We start from the raw sequence: 16,675 nt of genomic DNA, 5'->3' as shown, positions 1-16,675 counted from the left end.
TTCCCTTTATTCATACCTGAGTGCGCAGTTAGGCTCTAAGGCTAAAGCATGCCTCGCTGGCATGGCGGTGGCCATCACAAAAGTAAGGCTGATTAATGTTACCACCACCAAAGTGACACCTAAATAATAGGGCACTAAGTTCATTAGCGTACCAGATAAGGCTTGAACGCCCAAATAACCTGCAATTGCCCCGCTTACTACTCCAAACAGCAATAATACGGAAGCTTGACGAAATATCATGCCTAGAATGTCACGTTCTGTGGCGCCTAACGCGCGACGTACCCCAAATTCTTGAGTACGGCCGATAACATTGCGGTTCATTACGCCGTAGATCCCCGCTGCCGCCAATATCAATGCCATCACAGCAAAAATAACGAACAAGTCTCCTACAAAGTTAATCCCTGCTACGCGTCTAGACAATCGCTCCTGTAACGAAAATACATCATAAAAGGGTACATTTGGTGAAACTTTTGCTGCAACTCTTTTTAGGGTGTTTCGTAAATCATCTGGATTACCGCGGGTTTTAATCGCCACATATTGATAGCCATAGGCCCATTGTGCATTAGGCACATAAACAGCCGTTCGATTCGGCGCATCACCAAAAGGTTGCGCATGTAATAGATGTTTACTCACGCCTACAATTGTTAACCAGTCACTTTCGGGATCGCTTGGATCCGCTTTGATTCTTTTGCCTAAGGCTGAGGAGTTGGGCCACATTCGTGATGCAAAACTTTGACTCACAATCACCACTTGTTGACTGTCTAAGGTATCGCGTTGGTCAAACGCTCTGCCTTCAAGGATCGGCACCCCTAGTACTTCGAAGTAGTTGTTTGCGACTGTCATAAAATAGGAACGGGCATAACTGTTATTTTGCACTTCTAAGCCTTCCACTTGGATAGGCTGACGACCGGACCCTCTGCCAGGGAACGCCGAACCTATAGTCACCCCAGCCACATTATCCTGACGACTGAGCCCTGCTATCAATTGTTGATGAAATTGATAACGCGCAGCGGTATCGGGGTATTCACTATCATTGAGACCAAAACGCGCCGTTAAAAAACCTTGGGTATTGATACCGTAATCGGCATTGAGGGCTTGTTGCGTCCCAAACACCATAGTGCCTGCGACTATTAGCAAAGAACAAGATAAAAACACCTCTACAGAAACTAATATTTTACTTAAGCGCCCAGCTTTTTTACCTTGGGCACCTCGGGTGCCATCACGTAAGATGCTGTTAATATCCCCGCCTGACGCGCGAATGGCGGGCACCACACCTGTTAAGATTGACGTGCCCACTATAATCCAAAGCGCAGCGATGAGTTCTTCAGTGCCCAATTTAAATTGCCACCAATTTGCTACCCACCCCCCTAAATTTTGAAAAATGGGATGAGTGGCATCTAGCCCCCAGCCTGCAATAAATATCCCTAAAAAGCCGCCTACAACACAGATAATGAGGGTTTCCATTATCATTTGCATAATTATGCGCTGTCTAGATGCACCAAGGGCTGAGCGGATCGCCACTTCTTTGGTGCGCTCCATTGCTCTTGCTAACATTAGGTTGCCCACATTGGCAATCACTAAGAGTAAAATAAATACAGTTGCACCAGTGAGCATATAAACAATCATCATCGAATTATCCATCATCTGCATCACAGGTGAACGAGTATGAATGCCTACTCGAGCATTAGATTCTGGGTATTGCAGACTTAACTGATGGGCGTGATTGGCTAGCTCTTGTTGTGCACTTTCGATGTTAACATCTGGTTTTAATCTAGCCGCTACGCTAATAGGCCAGCCTAAACCCGGTTTAGCATTTTTGTCTATGCTTAACGGCATCCAGACTTGCTCCATTACGGGGTAAGCATAATCGGGCGGCATCACCCCAATAATACTGGTAAGTTCTCCATTCAATTGCACTTGTTGGCCAATAATATCGGCTTGGCCAACAAAGTCATCTTGCCAAATTTGGTGACTGATAATGGCGACTTTGGGGCTGTTGGCTAACATGTCTTGTGCATTAAAGGTTCTTCCTAAGGCGGGCACGCCATCAAACAACTTAAATGCGTCGACTTCCATCATAGCACCCGCATAGCGCTTGGTAGCTTCACCGTTGGATAAGTTGGCGGTCACATTATTGTAGGCTGAAAATATCTCGTAACTTTTTTGACGTTGTTTAAAATAAAAGTAATCGTGGGGAAATATAGTACCGCCATTATTCTGAAATCCGTTTTCTGTGGCGTCTATCACCACTAACCTATCGTAATGAGTGATATCCAATGTTTTGTAGGCCAGTAAATTGACCACAGCAAACATGTAAATAGTCAGGCCTAATCCAATCGCCATCACAAAAATAGTCAAACAAGTGAACAGAGGCGTTTTACGCAGTAAGCGCAGCGCATATTTTAGATCTTGAAACATCGTCTGACCTCCTTAAGCTGCATCAATTTGGGGTGGTTTGGTATCTTCTACTATGCGCCCATCAAATAAGCTTATCCGCCTTGGAGCGGCGGCTGCACTGTGATTGTCGTGGGTGACCATACAAATAGTGGCGCCTTTTTTATGGAGGTCGGACAATAAGTCCATCACCATTTGGGCGTTTTTTGAGTCTAAATTACCCGTAGGCTCATCCGCCAAAAGTAATGAGGGTGAGCCAACCAGTGCCCTAGCTATGGCCACTCGCTGTTGCTGACCACCAGAAAGTTGCGAAGGAAAATGTTTGCTTCTGTGGCTCATTTCGACTTGCGCCAATACCTCTGTGACCTTTTGCTTAATGTCCGCCTTATTTAAATCTTTGCGATAACTTAAGGGCAGCTCAATGTTTTCATAGACATTAAGTTCTGATATTAGGTTAAAGGACTGAAAAATAAACCCAATTTCTAGATTGCGAATACGTGCGCGGTTACCTTTACTAAGCTGTTCGGTTTGATGTTGATTAAGTTGATAGTGGCCACTGCTGGCTACGTCCAACAAACCCAATAGCGATAACAAGGTTGATTTTCCACAACCCGATGGACCGGTAATGGCCACAAATTCACCTTTTTCAATATTGAGTTCGATGTTACTCAGTGCCAACGTCTCGATGTCATCGGTCACAAATGATTTATTGATATTGTCTAGTTGGATCAAAGGATGGGTCATAATGATTGCCTCTTTATTCTGTAGTGTAATTTATTTAAACGAGCGTAGTAGGTTTCAATTAATGCGAATGCTTTGATGGCGATCCCAGTCACTGGTGTCTGACACAATGACGCGATCGCCAAGTTGTAAGCCGGATATTATTTCGATTTTATGGGTGGAAGCGGTGCCATATTGAACCCGGGTCTTGTGTGCAATACCTTGAGTGTCGAGTACAAATAACACTGCCTGTTGATTGGACTGGCTAAATGCAGGGCGGCTTATGTGCAAAGTTTGCTGAATTTCCGCTACCCATATCTCCCCAGTGACGCTGAGGTCTGGGCGCGCATTAGTAGGTAATATTCCCAACAAAGCGACATCCACTTTTACATTGCCATCGACTACACCGGGATCGATGCGAGTTACTTTTCCTTTTATAAGACCATTGCGAGTATCAATGTTGGCCTTTTGACCCACTGCCACACCATTGGCAAGTAGTTCGGAAATCGCGATTTGTGCATACAAACTATCAGGCCGCGCAATCTTCGCTAGATTAGTGCCGGCAATAAGTTGTTGCCCTTGTTCAAGGTTTGACTCTTGCACTATGCCAGACATGCTTGAGGACACCTGAAGAGCGGAGACTTGCTGTTGTGCTCTCGCTAATATATTTTTCAAACGATTGACTTGAGCCGACATCGCCGCTATTTGAGCATTGGCGTTGTTATCAAATTGCTCCACTATACGTTGCTCGATTTCCCAGCTTTGTTGTAATTGCGCTACTTGTAATTGGGTTCTGCGGTAATTAATTTTTGATACCACATCGTTGCCGGATTCAATCAGCTTAGTTTCGGCTTCTAATTGTAATTTGGCGGTTTCAAGGGCGAATTTTGCGCGGATTACTCTGGCATGTTGATCGAGCTTTTCAGTTTCTAACTGACTTTGTAGTGCTTTTTCTTCAGCTAACATCGCCTCGTAAGCCCACTTAGATTCATCGCGAAATTGATTCAGTGACGGGTTAGACAATACAAAAAGAGTTTGCCCTGTTTTGACCTGTGCACCGGCGCGTACTAATACTTGCTCAACCCGTCCAGATACTTCGCTGGCTAACCAATGAATATTTTCTGGAATGAGAATACCGTTGCCAGCCACTTTAACGCTCATGGGTCCTTGCTCTACTTCAGCCATAAGCAGTTGGTCATTATCGACCTGTATATCGGCTGAAGGTTGCGACCAGCTCACATAACCAATGCCACATATGAGTACCCCTGCGGTCAACCATATAAACGGCTTAGATTTCCACCAATTTTTTGAGGATGTTTGTCGAACAATATCCAATTTTTAACCTCACATTACAGTTCAATCGCAGCTAGCGATTGGTCTTAGTCACTTTATATGTATGAACTAAAGCCAATTCCATGCCAAAACGTATCTAATTGTAATCTAAGGATTAAATGACTTTTTTGAAGTTGAAACAGGGAAGGTTTCCCAACTGAGGGATATTAATATTCCCAAATATGGGAAACGTTGCTAAAGATAATGACTTGCTATAAGCCGCAGGCTATACAGGTATCACTCAAAATATTGACCCTAAACTAAGCATTCTGCTACTATCGCGCTCCAATTTTTTGCTCTGGGATTACGCCCCAACTCGCAAGGTAATATTATGTCTACACAATCAAAATTCGTGGTCTGTGCGTTATACAAGTTTGTCGCCCTTGATAATTACAAGACGTTACGCCAACCTCTACTCCAGTTTATGGAAAGCAACAACATCAAAGGTACGCTTCTTCTGGCTGAAGAAGGTATTAATGGTACGGTTTCTGGCACCCGTGAAACTATCGACTCCCTACTAAATTGGCTTAACGCAGATGAACGACTAAATCCTATTTCAGTCAAAGAGTCTTTAGACGAAACTCAGCCTTTTCATCGTACTAAGGTCAAACTCAAAAAAGAAATTGTGACTATGGGGGTAGAAGGTATCGACCCTAGAAAAACAGTAGGCACTTACGTTAAACCTACCGATTGGAACGATCTAATTTCAGATCCTGATGTATTGCTAATTGATACTCGCAACGATTATGAAATTGATATCGGTACATTTAAGCATGCGGTCAATCCTAATACCGAGTCTTTCCGCGAGTTTCCTCAATACGTTAAAGACAACCTAGATCCAGGAAAAAATAAAAAAGTCGCCATGTTTTGCACCGGCGGTATTCGCTGTGAAAAATCCACAGCCTATTTAAAACAACAAGGCTTCGAAGAGGTCTATCACCTTGAAGGCGGTATTCTTAAATATTTAGAAGAAGTCCCACAAGAAAATACCCTGTGGGAAGGGGACTGTTTTGTATTTGATAATCGCGTGGCAGTGAATCACGACTTAGAAAAAAGCCAATATGACCAGTGTTATGCCTGTCGTTTACCTATTACCGAAGCAGACAAGCAAAGCGATGTCTTTGAAGCTGGGGTGAGTTGCCCTAAATGTCATGGCAAGCATAGTGATGAACAACTGGCGCGTTTTAGAGAGCGCGAAAAGCAAGTGGCCTTAGCCCGCGCGCGTGATGAAGAGCATCTTGGCCTGGAAGCCCGAAAAGCTATAAAGTTAAGACGGCAACAAAAAGCGGCAGAACGTCGTGCCCAGCGCACAGCTTTGGGTAAATCTAACGGTTAATTAAAGGTTGGCATATAGACACTAGCTTGTTATTAGCGTTAGACTTAACCTATTAAAGTAACAGTTGAAACAACAATGTCTGAAAAAATATTATCACCTGAAAAAATTGCAGAAGCCCGTAAAGAGTTTGATTTCTTTGATGCCGATGGCACCGGCACAATTGGCCTAAAGGAGTTTATTGAGTTGCTCACTGTGTTGTCGCCAAAAACCAAAGCCAGTCATGTTGAAGAAGGTTTTGGTTTAATCGATAAAAATCATGATGGTTCTATCGACTTTGATGAGTTTTTAGAATGGTGGCAACAGTCTTGGTGGGAATACTAAGCTAAGTTTTCGGTTAAAGGTTTTATCAAGGGCTTCAATTTTTTGAGGCCTTTTTTGTTTCTACAATTTGTTCAATCATTCACTTTATTTACATTGGGATCCTTAATATGACAGAAGCAGCATACACGCCACCTAAAGTGTGGACTTGGGACAAAGACAGTGGCGGCAGATTTGCCGCTATCAATCGGCCCATTGCCGGTGCCACCCACGACAAAGCATTACCTAAAGGAAAACATCCTATGCAATTGCATTCGGTCGCTACACCTAATGGGGTAAAAGTCACTGTGATGCTTGAAGAACTGCTGGCAAAGGGCATTAGCGATGCAGAATATGACGCTTACCTAGTGAATATTATGGAAGGTGAGCAGTTTGGCAGTGGCTTTGTAGATATTAATCCTAATTCAAAAATACCTGCATTGATGGACACTAGCACTAATCCGCCAACTCGTGTTTTTGAATCAGGGGCGATTTTGTTGTATTTGGCTGAAAAATTTAACGCGTTTTTACCTAGTGATCCTGCCAAAAAACCTGAGTGTATGTCATGGTTATTTTGGCAAATGGGCAGTGCGCCAATGCTCGGTGGCGGATTTGGGCATTTTTACGCATACGCACCTGAAAAGTTCGAATATGCAATCGACCGTTACGCCATGGAAGTAAAACGGCAACTGGATGTATTAGATAAACATTTAGCGGATAAAGAGTATATCTGTGGTGATGAATACACTATTGCCGATATAGCTATTTGGTCATGGTATGGCGCTATGGTGCTAGGTAAACTATATGAAGCCGCTGAGTTTTTAGATGTCGCCTCATACAAAAACTTATTGCGCTGGGCGCAGCAGATAGATGCTAGAGACGCCGTAAAGCGCGGTAAAATGGTTAATCGTACTTGGGGCGCACCCGAAGGCCAGTTACACCAACGCAATGATGCCAGTGATTTTGAGAATAAGACCCAAGATAAACTTGGTTAAGCCTACACGGAAATTATATGGTCATAATAAACGGTCCATCATTTAAAGGACTGTTTTTGTTTGAGCAGTTATGTTTTTTGGGCAGGTTTTAACGCCGCGAGTTTTTTGTCTAGGCGTTCGAAACGAGGATGCCCAGATGGGTGTAGTTGTTCGTAGATACGCCTAGCCTCTAAGTACAAGGTGCGTGCAGCTTCTTGGTGACCGGCGCTCAAAGTTGCGTCACCATAGGCTGCCGTCATGGCCGCAAGTAATGGGTGGTAAGGCGGTAGTGTCGCTTTTGCAATACCATGGGCATCCAACAATAATGACAGTGCTTCTTCCGTTTTATTTGATGACGACAATACTCGGCTCAAATTGAGCATGGTAATCAATACATCTGGATGATCGTCGCCTAATTTCCTGCGGCCAATTGCCCACTCTTCTCGATGGGTAGCTTCCGCTTCATCAAAGCGACCGGTACGCCTATAGACTAGCGCCAGATTATTGAGAGTTGCCAGCGTACTGTTATGTTCTGGCCCTAAAACTCGTCGTTTGCTGTCGAGTAGCTCAACATTTATTGCTTCGGCACGGGTATAATCACCTAAAACATATAACACCCAAGCGAGATTGCCTCGTACTTCAAGCACTTCTCCATGGTCAATACCATACTTACTCACCATAAGTTGCATCGCTTCTTCCATAAGATCTCGTGCCTCCTCTAAGCGACCTAAATCAGAGTAAGTCACAGCTAAGCCATTAATAGCCGACATCACCACTTCATGCTGTGAATCAAAGGTTTTACGAGCCAATTGAATATTGTGCTCGAAAGTAGTGGCTGCATCGTCGAGCCGCCCGCCAAAAAGATAAGCCAACGCCAAAGCACCTTCGGCTTCAAGGGTGCGTTTGTCACCTTCGCCCAGTGTTGTGCGATAGTGGGATAATGCTTGTTTATGGCGCTTGATTGCTTGGTCATATAAACCTATGGCGTAATAAGAGTCGCCAATGGAGCGCTCTAGTCGTGCATAAATTTGTGGTTGATCCAGAAACTGCGCTGTCACCGATTGGGTAGCGTGTTCAAGTAGGTGTTTATCCAAGATGCGCCTAGCGGTATTTGTTCCATTAAGGGTGGCCGGAAGCGCGACATTGGATGCCTGAGTGCGTAAGTCTGCTACTATGGTATTCCCCATAGCTTCTGGGTCGAGGTCAGTTAACATGGTCGAAAGAAAACCAGCCACGGCTTCGGCATCTTCTAGTGCTTTGGCTGCCAGTTGGCGACTGTGCTCAGCTTCACGCCCCGCGATTACGGCATTGATAGCTAATGCTGTCATCACGCCAGCCACAAGCAGCGAAGCGGCTGAGGCCAGTCCAAGAAATTGTGACCGGCGGCGTTGTTCACGATCTTTTAATTCTGCAAATCCAAAATTCAACAAGCCAGCAATGATCTTAAGCTTGGCGTTGTATTTACCATCGGCATCGGCTCTCACATCGGCTGCTAATGGCTCGTCAATTTGTAGTGCAGGAGGGAAGCACTCATTGTCAGCATCATCAACAATAAGACAAAAAATCCGCTCTTCTCGGCCTAGGGCCTTAAAGGTTTTAATTTCTTCATTGACCCAATGAGACTTAGCTGCGGCGGCAGAACATACCACAATCAAGTTGTCCGAAGCGGCTAGGGCAGTAGTGACTGCTATTCCAAGGCTTGAAGAGGTCGACAACTCATCACGGTCACGAAATATAGGATGTAGACGATTAGTTGCTAGGCCGTGCTGTTTCATCAGTTTTTTGGGCACGCGATAACGTTCTAAAGTGCGATGGATCCACTTCGCCCATTGCTCGTCTACATGGCTATAACTAATAAAGGCTTTGTACTGTAATACGTTCATGATTGATACCACTGCCTACAAGGAATGGTTTAAGGCTAGTTGAAACTAGCAAGATTTATAGCTGAATAGCTAAAATAGTTGATGGTTCTATATAGAGTTCGGGGTCTGTACTATTCCAAAGATAGAGGGTCCTGGCAGATTAGGTGTTAGAAGCAAACAGATGCAACAAAATAATGCATAAAAAAAGCACCTATTCAATAAGGTGCTTTTTTAGAAAAAAAACTATAAGTTAGATACGGAATAACCTAGTTATGCTTAAACCTTCGCAAACTAAAAGCAAGTAAACCTAAGGAAAGAACCGCAAGAGTCGATGGTTCAGGAATGAGCGCGACTTGAGAAACTCTAAAACCGTCGCCGGCTCTATGGCCTTTTACACTAAACCCGTCACCTGACAGAAAGGTTGAAAAAGTACCGTTATCATTTCCATAAGTAGTGTTGTCTATACCTGCACCACTTATTCTAGCGCGATCTTTCTTATCCCAACCCGAAAATACAATGTTAAGTTGGCCGTTAAAATTCACTGCGTTTCCATTTAAATCTGTTAATAAAAAATCTAATTGCTCTGCCCTGCCAATATTATTGTTTTTATCTTGTATGGTGTCACTTAGTACCGCTAAACGTCCGGCTCCACCTGTAAAAATCGAACCGTTATTGGTTGGCGTAGTGACTTTTAAAATGTAGTTATCAATTCGGTATTCGATTAAGGTCAAATTATTTTCAAGGTTTTTGTCAAAGTTAAAAATAAGATTAGCTGACGCATTCAGTGATAAGCACAAGGCTGAAATTGCAATAAGGCTTTTTAGTAAACTACGCAATGTCATTTGATGATTCCTTTTTATATTAAACAATGGGTTTTATTTAACCCAGATGAGATTTCACTATATTGACGTAAGTAAGCAGCTTTCGAGCCATTATTTTAAGTTGTTGTATTTTAAGCATTATATCTACATTCCAACTTATCACTCTAAGAAAATGTAAAAAAGATAGACAGTCATTATTTAGAATTGAATGCAAAAAGAGCCCAAATAAAGGGCTCTTTCAGGTGACGCTTTAGTGTTTTGCAGCGTAGACTTCGTTGGCTTTCCACACTCGTAAAAAGTTACCACCGAGTATTTTGACTATGTCCTTGTCGCTGTAATCGCGATTTAACAGGCCTTGGATTAAGTTAGGGTAAGCTGACACATCTTTTAAGTCGGTAGGTAGGGAATCACCCACACCATCATAATCTGAGCCTATACCAACATGGTCGATGCCAATCAATTTCACTACATGGTCAATATGATCCAGCACTGTGTCTAACGTCGCATAGGGGAAAGGGGACTCTTGCATAAATGCCATCATAGCGGCTTTTAGTTCGTCACTATCTTTACCGAGTTTTTCTTCAAGCTCTTTACGTTTAGCTTTGAGATTATTGCTCCAAGCATTAGCCCGTTTAGTCACAAAGGTTGAGCCGAAGTTAATTTGGATCACCCCGCCATTTTTACCAAGGGCTTTGATCATATCGTCGTCCATGTTGCGCTCAAAACCAGGTGTAAAAGCACGTAATGAAGAATGTGAGGCAATCACAGGAGTTTTAGATAACTCGATAGCTTGATAAAAAGCGGCATCAGATACATGAGAAATATCAATCAACACGCCTACCTTGTTCATCTCTTGCACCAATTCCTTGCCAAAAGGACTTAAGCCTTTCCACTTTCTGCGTAGATCATAAGACGAATCAGAAATGTGATTCGCTTGTGAATGAGCAAGGGTTATATAACGAATACCACGTTCATAAAAATGATGTAGGTTGGCCAAATCACCTTGAATAGGTGAGCCGTTTTCCATACCCAACGGCAATGAAATCAAACCTTGAGCAAATTGTTGTTCAACATCTGCGGTACTGGATGCAATGGCAAATTTGTTAGGGGCACGGCCTACTATGGCTTCAACGTAATCAATCAGCTTGTCGGCTAATTTAGTGGAGGTGTCAGAACTATCTAAACTTGCGGGAATATAAATTGACATAAAAGGCGCATTTAGGCCGCCTTGTTTAGCGCGAGGGTAATCAAAATCACCGCCTTTGGTGGCTTTAGTCACATCTTCCCATTTTTCTTCGAGGCGATAGGGCACATCTATATGAGAATCAATAATGATGTTTTCTTGAGCCAGTTTGTGGGCTTTTTCACTTACTTCGATAGCTGTAGCGCTACCGATATTTAATGCACTAACCGCAAATAAAGTGCTGATTTTAAAAAGTTTATTCACTGTAATGGTTCCTTATTTATTATTAGATTGGCATTGAGTCTATAGCTTGCCGCGGTAAAGTAAAAGATCATGTTTTTATGTCATCAGGTATTCACCTACACTACCCTACTTTGGATAAATGAAAAATTAAACTGCTTTGAGGAGTCAACAAAGGTAATTGCATACCCAATTGCATCAATACTTCCCCTGAAAATTGCTTGCCGTCTACATCGGGTAAGTGAGTTTTAAAATTAAATACCGAGGCTTTCGGCCAGCGATCGCCAGACTTAATGGGCCAGATAATATCGAGTTGATAAATGGCATGTTTATCTAATCCGGCAAAATGGAATTGGTCAGGCAAGGATGCAGAACTAGCTGTAATTAAGCTGTATGAAAATAGCGCTTGGGATTGGTCTTGTGCGACTATGCCCAGTCCATGCATATATTCCGGTAACTCTAAGCGAAATAAATCGCCTGAGTGCACTAAATGGCGATGTTGTTTGTACAGCGCCACCATGGCTTTGAGTTCGACTGTTTCTTCGTCAGTTAATTCTCGCAAGTCCATTTCCATGCCCATATGACCGAATAACACCACAGAGGCGCGCATCGCCATGTTGATGTTTCTATGGGTAATATGGCAGTCCCTAGGGCCAACGTGTGAGCCCATTAATTCAGCGGGGAAAAAGTACGAAAACCCTTTTTGAATTTTTAGTCGTTCTAGGGCATCGTTTGAATCAGAGGTCCAAATGCGGTCAGTATGGGCTAACACCCCATAATCGGCGCGGCCACCGCCCGAGGCACAACTTTCAATTTCAACCTTAGGGTGGGCAGACTTTAATTTCGCCACTAGTTGGTAAAAAGCGTGAGTTTGGTTGTGAATAGCGGGTTTGCCGTTGGCGCCGCCCGGGTGATTGATATCTCGGTTCATATCCCATTTAATGTAGGCAATATCATATTCGGTTAATATGCTATCAATGCGCGCATATAAGTAATCGAATACTTCTTGGCGACTTAAATCTAAGACCAGTTGATTGCGAAAGCCTAGTTGTTGATTAGGCGGGGTGCCTAACACCCAATCTGGATGGGCGCGATATAGGTTGCTATTGGGGTTGACCATTTCGGGCTCAAACCAAAGGCCAAACTCTAAGCCTTGTGCTTTAACGTGGTCAATTAACGGGGTTAAGCCACTAGGATAATACTTTTTATCAACATACCAATCACCTAAGCCCGCGCTATCATCATCACGGCCAATAAACCAGCCATCATCTAAAACAAAACGCTCGGCGCCAATGGCTGCGGCGCGGCTGGCCAAGTCTTTTAGTGTATCTACATCATGATCAAAATATATCCCTTCCCAGGTGTTGTAATGCACAGGGCGGGGCTTATTTTTAACTGACTGGCGAATTAAGTGGCTGCGAACATATTGATGATATTGCTGGGAAAGCGCTGATAATCCACCGCTACTGTAACTGGCGTAAAGAGTGGGGGAGCGGTAACTTTCACCCTGTTGCAAGGTCATTTCACCGGGCAGTAGTAGTTCACCTATTTGCACATAAGCACGACCATCGCCCATTTTCTCTGCGATAATTTTATGATTGCCACTCCAACCTAGATGAAACCCATAAGCCTCACCTTGTAACTGGTCGGTGGCTTTAGTGCGCATGATTAGGCCTGGAAAACTATCGTGGGATGTTCTACCGCGGCGATTTTCTCGCACATAGGCCCCAAAATGTTGCTCTAGATGATGTTCTTGAAACTCTCCGGCCCAGTGACCTTCAAAGCCAATAATATGCTTAAAATAGCTGGGTATTGGAATGGTTGCGGCGGCGCACCAATCTAAGCTTATGGCACTGTCGCTGTGGTTCACTAATTCTGTTGAAACAGCCACTACATCGGTCTCAGCATCCATCTTGATAGTGTGAATAATGACAATATTACGATTGCGGTCGGTATTGGTGATTTCGTAGTGATTGGGCGCAACACATTCTACTTTTGAAATATCGGTAGCCACAGACCATTGATCTGTCTCGCCGTGCAAGCTTATACCCGGATGTCCGGTATACCCTTGACCTGTTGTGGGCGTTAAAGAGCGGCGAATTTCTTTAATAGGTGACGCGGGGGCTTCTTGCCGTAAGCGCAGCAAGCTCATCATCTGCGCCGTGCTTTGGGCCGATAATTTTTCGCGCCAGTACATGATTTGCGGTGCATCATTATTGCAATCGATGACCAAGCTACTGTTACGACCAGTTAAAGATATATAGTTCTGCACGGCGTTTTTCACTGGAGTTTAACCTTAATTTAAAAGCCACAAAAAAGTGATGATCAGAGAATAGGATAGATTTATACCGTGATATCAATCGCTTTTGCAATTGAAACCAGTCTTTACTCTACATTTTGATGCCTCTTCTAATCCGCTAAACACTTGATTGCTAGTAAAAATATAAGCAATAGTGAAGGATGATCATCACAAATAGTAATATTCTTTTGTCTTATATAAGTGTAAGTTAGAAAATTGCTAACATAAAGAGTGAAAAATGTTGGTGAGTTGTTATTAGCTGAGTGAGACTTAGCCAAGGGATCTTTATAACAATCATACCCATGGAGACACCGGTTTATTACATTCTTAAAAATAATAATTTACTAGGCAAACACAGGACACATCAAATGAAAAAAAACTATCTTTGGACGGCCGTTAAAGCCGCATTATTAGTACCAGCAGCAGGGTTGTCTTTGCAGGCAATGGCTCAAGATGCCGCTGCCGATGACACCACTGAAGTGATTGAAGTACGTGGTATTGTGAGTAGTTTAAAGCGTGCAATGTCAGACAAAAAAGAGTCACTAATAGTATCTGATGGTATTGCGGCAGAAGATTTAGGTAAGTTCCCAGACATGAACGTTGCCGAATCATTGCAACGTATCACTGGTGTGTCCATTGATAGAAGCGGCGGTGAAGGTCGCCTTGTATCGGTACGTGGTTTTGGCCCACAATTTAATGCGGTATTGCTAAATGGTCGCCAGATGGCTACCGATAATGTAGGCCGCGCTTTTAGTTTTGATGTGCTAGCTGCGGAAATGATCAGCGGTGCTAATGTATATAAGAGTACCAATGCGGCGTTGCAAGAAGGCGGTATAGGCGCCACTATTAATACCACGACCGCTAGACCATTCGATATCGATGGTTTTAGAGTCGCAGGTACAGTTAAAGGTACCTATGAAAGTCTAAATGAAGAGACTTCTCCAAGTGCATCTGTGCTGGTTAGTAATACCTTTAATGATGACAGATTCGGAGTGTTATTCGCTGCATCTCATCAGCAGAGAAATGTGGATATTAATACTATTGGTACCAGCGGCTGGCGTCCTGGTATTGACGTTTCTAATACGGCTGGCGAAGTGTTGGCCACCAACATTTATATTCCACGTAACGTGGATCACATCTCTGATGTACAAGAAAGAACCCGTACTAACGCATCACTTGTTTTGCAATATGCCCCTAATGATGAAATTTCTATTACCTTTGATGGTTTCTTATCAGAATTTGAAGTGGACTCAGTACAACATGATCTAGCCGCTTGGTACGAACCCACTCGTGTAGGTAGTGTCACTGTTGATCCCGAAACCAGAACTGCCACCTATATTGACCAAGTAGGTGGAGGTGCAGCGACTGATTTTGTAGAAAACACTCAAGGCCGCCGTGATTCATCTTTGGAAGCCTTTGGTCTAAATGTAGAGTGGGATATACGCGAAAATCTGAAAGCAGATTTTGATATTTCCACTTCAAAAGCCACAGATGATACCTCAGATGGCGGTACTTATTTTACCGTTATTGGTATGATCAATAACTTTTCTTCTACTTTAGAAGGGGATAGTTTTACTACTCAGCATGATGATTTTAGTGCCAGTGGTATACCTGATATTGCCCGGGCGCGTACACATATTGCCAATAAAGGCGGCGCAAGAAACAATATAGATGAGCTGACCGAACTAAAAGCTGATTTTACCTATACACCTGATAGCGATACCTTCACTAGTATGAAATTTGGAGGCTATTTCCAAGACCGCGAAAAAAGCATCCAGCCATACAGTGAAGTGGGTGGTCTAAACAGCCTGTACGGTGGTTACCGTAGTGAAGTGCCTTCAGGTATTTTAGAGTCTTATACTGCTAACAACTTCTTCGATGGTGTGACCGATACTTGGTATTCATATGATGGTTTAGCTTGGTTTGATACTTTGATAAACGACACTAGCTTGCAAGCCAGTAATGATGCAACCTTAGGATTCCCTCTGGGTTCAACTGCTGCATTTATAGCTGAAAATAATTACTGGATCCCTGAGCGTACCAATGGGTTTGCCATTGTAAGCGAAGAAGTCACTAGCTTATATTTAGATTTTGTATTTGAAGGTGAATTAGGTGATATGCCTTGGACTGTCAATGTGGGCGCGCGTTACAGTGAAACTAAAACATCAGTAGATGGCGCATCACAAGTGTTGTCTGATATAGAAGCAACCAGTGATAGAACGGTATTCCAGAATGTTTACGCAGGTGATGCAGAGCCAATTACTAAAGGTGGCAGCTACGCGAATTTATTGCCTAGTGTTAACTTCAAGTTAGACTTGCAAGACGATATGGTATTACGCTTTTCTTTCTATGACTCCATGACACGACCTACTTTGTCACAAATGTCACCTGTTACTAACTTTGGACAGCCTCGTTTACAAAACTTAACAGCGTCGGGTGGTAACCCTGCATTAAAACCTTTCTTGTCTGAGAACTGGGATATTTCTTACGAGTGGTATTTTGCTGATGCAAGCTCATTGAGTTTTGCTTACTTCAATAAAGAAGTAGAAGACTTTATTACCACAGTAAGAGGACTAGAAACATTTGCATTGGCAGGTCGTGCCGGTAATCCGGGCAACATCTGTGGCAATTGTGATGATCCAGACTTAATCATTGCCGATGAATTACAAGGTGCCACCGAAGACTTCTTCGTCAGTCGTCCTCAAAATGGTGAAACGGCCAGTGTCAATGGTTTTGAAATTGCCCTGACTCATGTATGGGATAATGGTTTTGGCTTCACGGCTAACGCAACTGTGGTCAACAGTGATGCTGAAATAGATACTACTGTATCTCAAACCTTTGCTTTAGAAGGGTTAAGTGATTCTCAAAACTTTGTGGTGTTTTATGAACAAGATGGTTGGCAGGCACGATTAGCCTATAACAATCGTGAAGCCTTCTTACAAACATTGGCAGGTGGTACTGGCGAGCCTAACTTTGTAGATACTTACGGACAATGGGATGCAAGTGCCAGTTATGACATCAACGAAAACTTCACGATTTTCTTTGAAGGCATTAACTTAACCGGTGAAGAAACCTTCAAGCATGGTCGATTCTCAAATCAAATCACGCAGATCCAAGATACTGGAGCCCGCTATGCTTTTGGTGTTCGTGCTAATTTCTAAGTTTGCTTTTAGTGAAATACAATAGTTAACGCAATTGTCGGTTAACTAGGAATATA

Annotated in this window: 11 protein-coding genes; 4 read left to right on the top strand and 7 right to left on the bottom strand. The window is 43.2% G+C overall.

Annotation, left to right across the window (positions count from 1 at the left end):
• Positions 1-6: 6 nt before the first annotated feature.
• The 3 genes from Q0688_RS19110 to Q0688_RS19100 are packed head-to-tail and all read right to left on the bottom strand — an operon-like array spanning position 7 to position 4,449.
• Positions 7-2,418, bottom strand: a complete 2,412-nt coding sequence (locus tag Q0688_RS19110; RefSeq protein WP_299080940.1) for an ADOP family duplicated permease — start codon at positions 2,416-2,418, stop codon at positions 7-9.
• 12 nt (positions 2,419-2,430) lie between these two features.
• Positions 2,431-3,138 (bottom strand): ABC transporter ATP-binding protein, encoded by a 708-nt coding sequence (locus tag Q0688_RS19105; RefSeq protein ID WP_299080937.1) that lies wholly within the window; start codon positions 3,136-3,138, stop codon positions 2,431-2,433.
• A gap of 54 nt (positions 3,139-3,192) precedes the next feature.
• The gene (locus Q0688_RS19100; protein ID WP_299080934.1) at positions 3,193-4,449 is read right to left on the bottom strand and encodes an HlyD family efflux transporter periplasmic adaptor subunit; all 1,257 of its coding nucleotides are present in this window, start codon (positions 4,447-4,449) and stop codon (positions 3,193-3,195) included.
• A gap of 328 nt (positions 4,450-4,777) precedes the next feature.
• Here Q0688_RS19100 and Q0688_RS19095 point away from each other — a divergent pair, with 328 nt between their 5' ends.
• The 3 genes from Q0688_RS19095 (at position 4,778) to yghU (ending at position 7,074) form a co-directional block, all read left to right on the top strand.
• A complete protein-coding gene (locus tag Q0688_RS19095) occupies positions 4,778-5,782 on the top strand; it encodes a rhodanese-related sulfurtransferase (protein ID WP_299080930.1) in 1,005 nt (334 codons plus the stop codon).
• A 75-nt stretch (positions 5,783-5,857) separates the two neighbouring features.
• Positions 5,858-6,103 carry an EF-hand domain-containing protein gene (locus tag Q0688_RS19090; RefSeq protein WP_299080927.1) on the top strand — a complete coding sequence of 82 codons (246 nt, stop codon included), beginning with the start codon at positions 5,858-5,860 and terminating at the stop codon, positions 6,101-6,103.
• Positions 6,104-6,210: 107 nt separating this feature from the next.
• Positions 6,211-7,074, top strand: a complete 864-nt coding sequence (gene yghU, locus Q0688_RS19085; protein ID WP_299080924.1) for a glutathione-dependent disulfide-bond oxidoreductase — start codon at positions 6,211-6,213, stop codon at positions 7,072-7,074.
• Between the two features lie 68 nt (positions 7,075-7,142).
• On the opposite strand, the gene Q0688_RS19080 is transcribed toward yghU, so the two are convergent.
• From Q0688_RS19080 to Q0688_RS19065, 4 genes are all read right to left on the bottom strand, one after another.
• Entirely contained in the window at positions 7,143-8,936 is a 1,794-nt protein-coding gene (locus Q0688_RS19080) for a toll/interleukin-1 receptor domain-containing protein (RefSeq protein ID WP_299080921.1), read from the bottom strand.
• Positions 8,937-9,181: 245 nt separating this feature from the next.
• Positions 9,182-9,757: a PEP-CTERM sorting domain-containing protein gene (locus tag Q0688_RS19075; RefSeq protein WP_299080918.1), complete on the bottom strand. Its 576-nt coding sequence runs from the start codon at positions 9,755-9,757 to the stop codon at positions 9,182-9,184.
• A 229-nt stretch (positions 9,758-9,986) separates the two neighbouring features.
• Positions 9,987-11,183: a dipeptidase gene (locus tag Q0688_RS19070; protein WP_299080913.1), complete on the bottom strand. Its 1,197-nt coding sequence runs from the start codon at positions 11,181-11,183 to the stop codon at positions 9,987-9,989.
• A gap of 100 nt (positions 11,184-11,283) precedes the next feature.
• Positions 11,284-13,443 carry an alpha-galactosidase gene (locus tag Q0688_RS19065; protein WP_299080910.1) on the bottom strand — a complete coding sequence of 720 codons (2,160 nt, stop codon included), beginning with the start codon at positions 13,441-13,443 and terminating at the stop codon, positions 11,284-11,286.
• A 383-nt stretch (positions 13,444-13,826) separates the two neighbouring features.
• Between Q0688_RS19065 and Q0688_RS19060 the strand changes: the two genes are divergently transcribed.
• On the top strand, positions 13,827-16,619 hold the full coding sequence (locus Q0688_RS19060) for a TonB-dependent receptor (protein ID WP_299080907.1): 2,793 nt from the start codon (positions 13,827-13,829) through the stop codon (positions 16,617-16,619).
• The last annotated feature ends 56 nt before the right edge of the window (positions 16,620-16,675 follow it).

The sequence above is a fragment of the uncultured Paraglaciecola sp. genome, assembly GCF_937123705.1.
Lineage (GTDB): Bacteria > Pseudomonadota > Gammaproteobacteria > Enterobacterales > Alteromonadaceae > Paraglaciecola.
This window is presented reverse-complemented; position numbering and strand designations above follow the sequence as displayed.

Excerpts from the sequence above, each read along its gene's own strand:
- Q0688_RS19110 (WP_299080940.1), bottom strand. The coding sequence starts at position 2,418 with ATGTTTCAAGATCTAAAATATGCGCTGCGCTTACTGCGTAAAACGCCT.
- Q0688_RS19105 (WP_299080937.1), bottom strand. The coding sequence starts at position 3,138 with ATGACCCATCCTTTGATCCAACTAGACAATATCAATAAATCATTTGTG.
- Q0688_RS19095 (WP_299080930.1), top strand. The coding sequence starts at position 4,778 with ATGTCTACACAATCAAAATTCGTGGTCTGTGCGTTATACAAGTTTGTC.
- Q0688_RS19090 (WP_299080927.1), top strand. The coding sequence starts at position 5,858 with ATGTCTGAAAAAATATTATCACCTGAAAAAATTGCAGAAGCCCGTAAA.
- yghU (WP_299080924.1), top strand. The coding sequence starts at position 6,211 with ATGACAGAAGCAGCATACACGCCACCTAAAGTGTGGACTTGGGACAAA.
- Q0688_RS19080 (WP_299080921.1), bottom strand. The coding sequence starts at position 8,936 with ATGAACGTATTACAGTACAAAGCCTTTATTAGTTATAGCCATGTAGAC.
- Q0688_RS19075 (WP_299080918.1), bottom strand. The coding sequence starts at position 9,757 with ATGACATTGCGTAGTTTACTAAAAAGCCTTATTGCAATTTCAGCCTTG.
- Q0688_RS19060 (WP_299080907.1), top strand. The coding sequence starts at position 13,827 with ATGAAAAAAAACTATCTTTGGACGGCCGTTAAAGCCGCATTATTAGTA.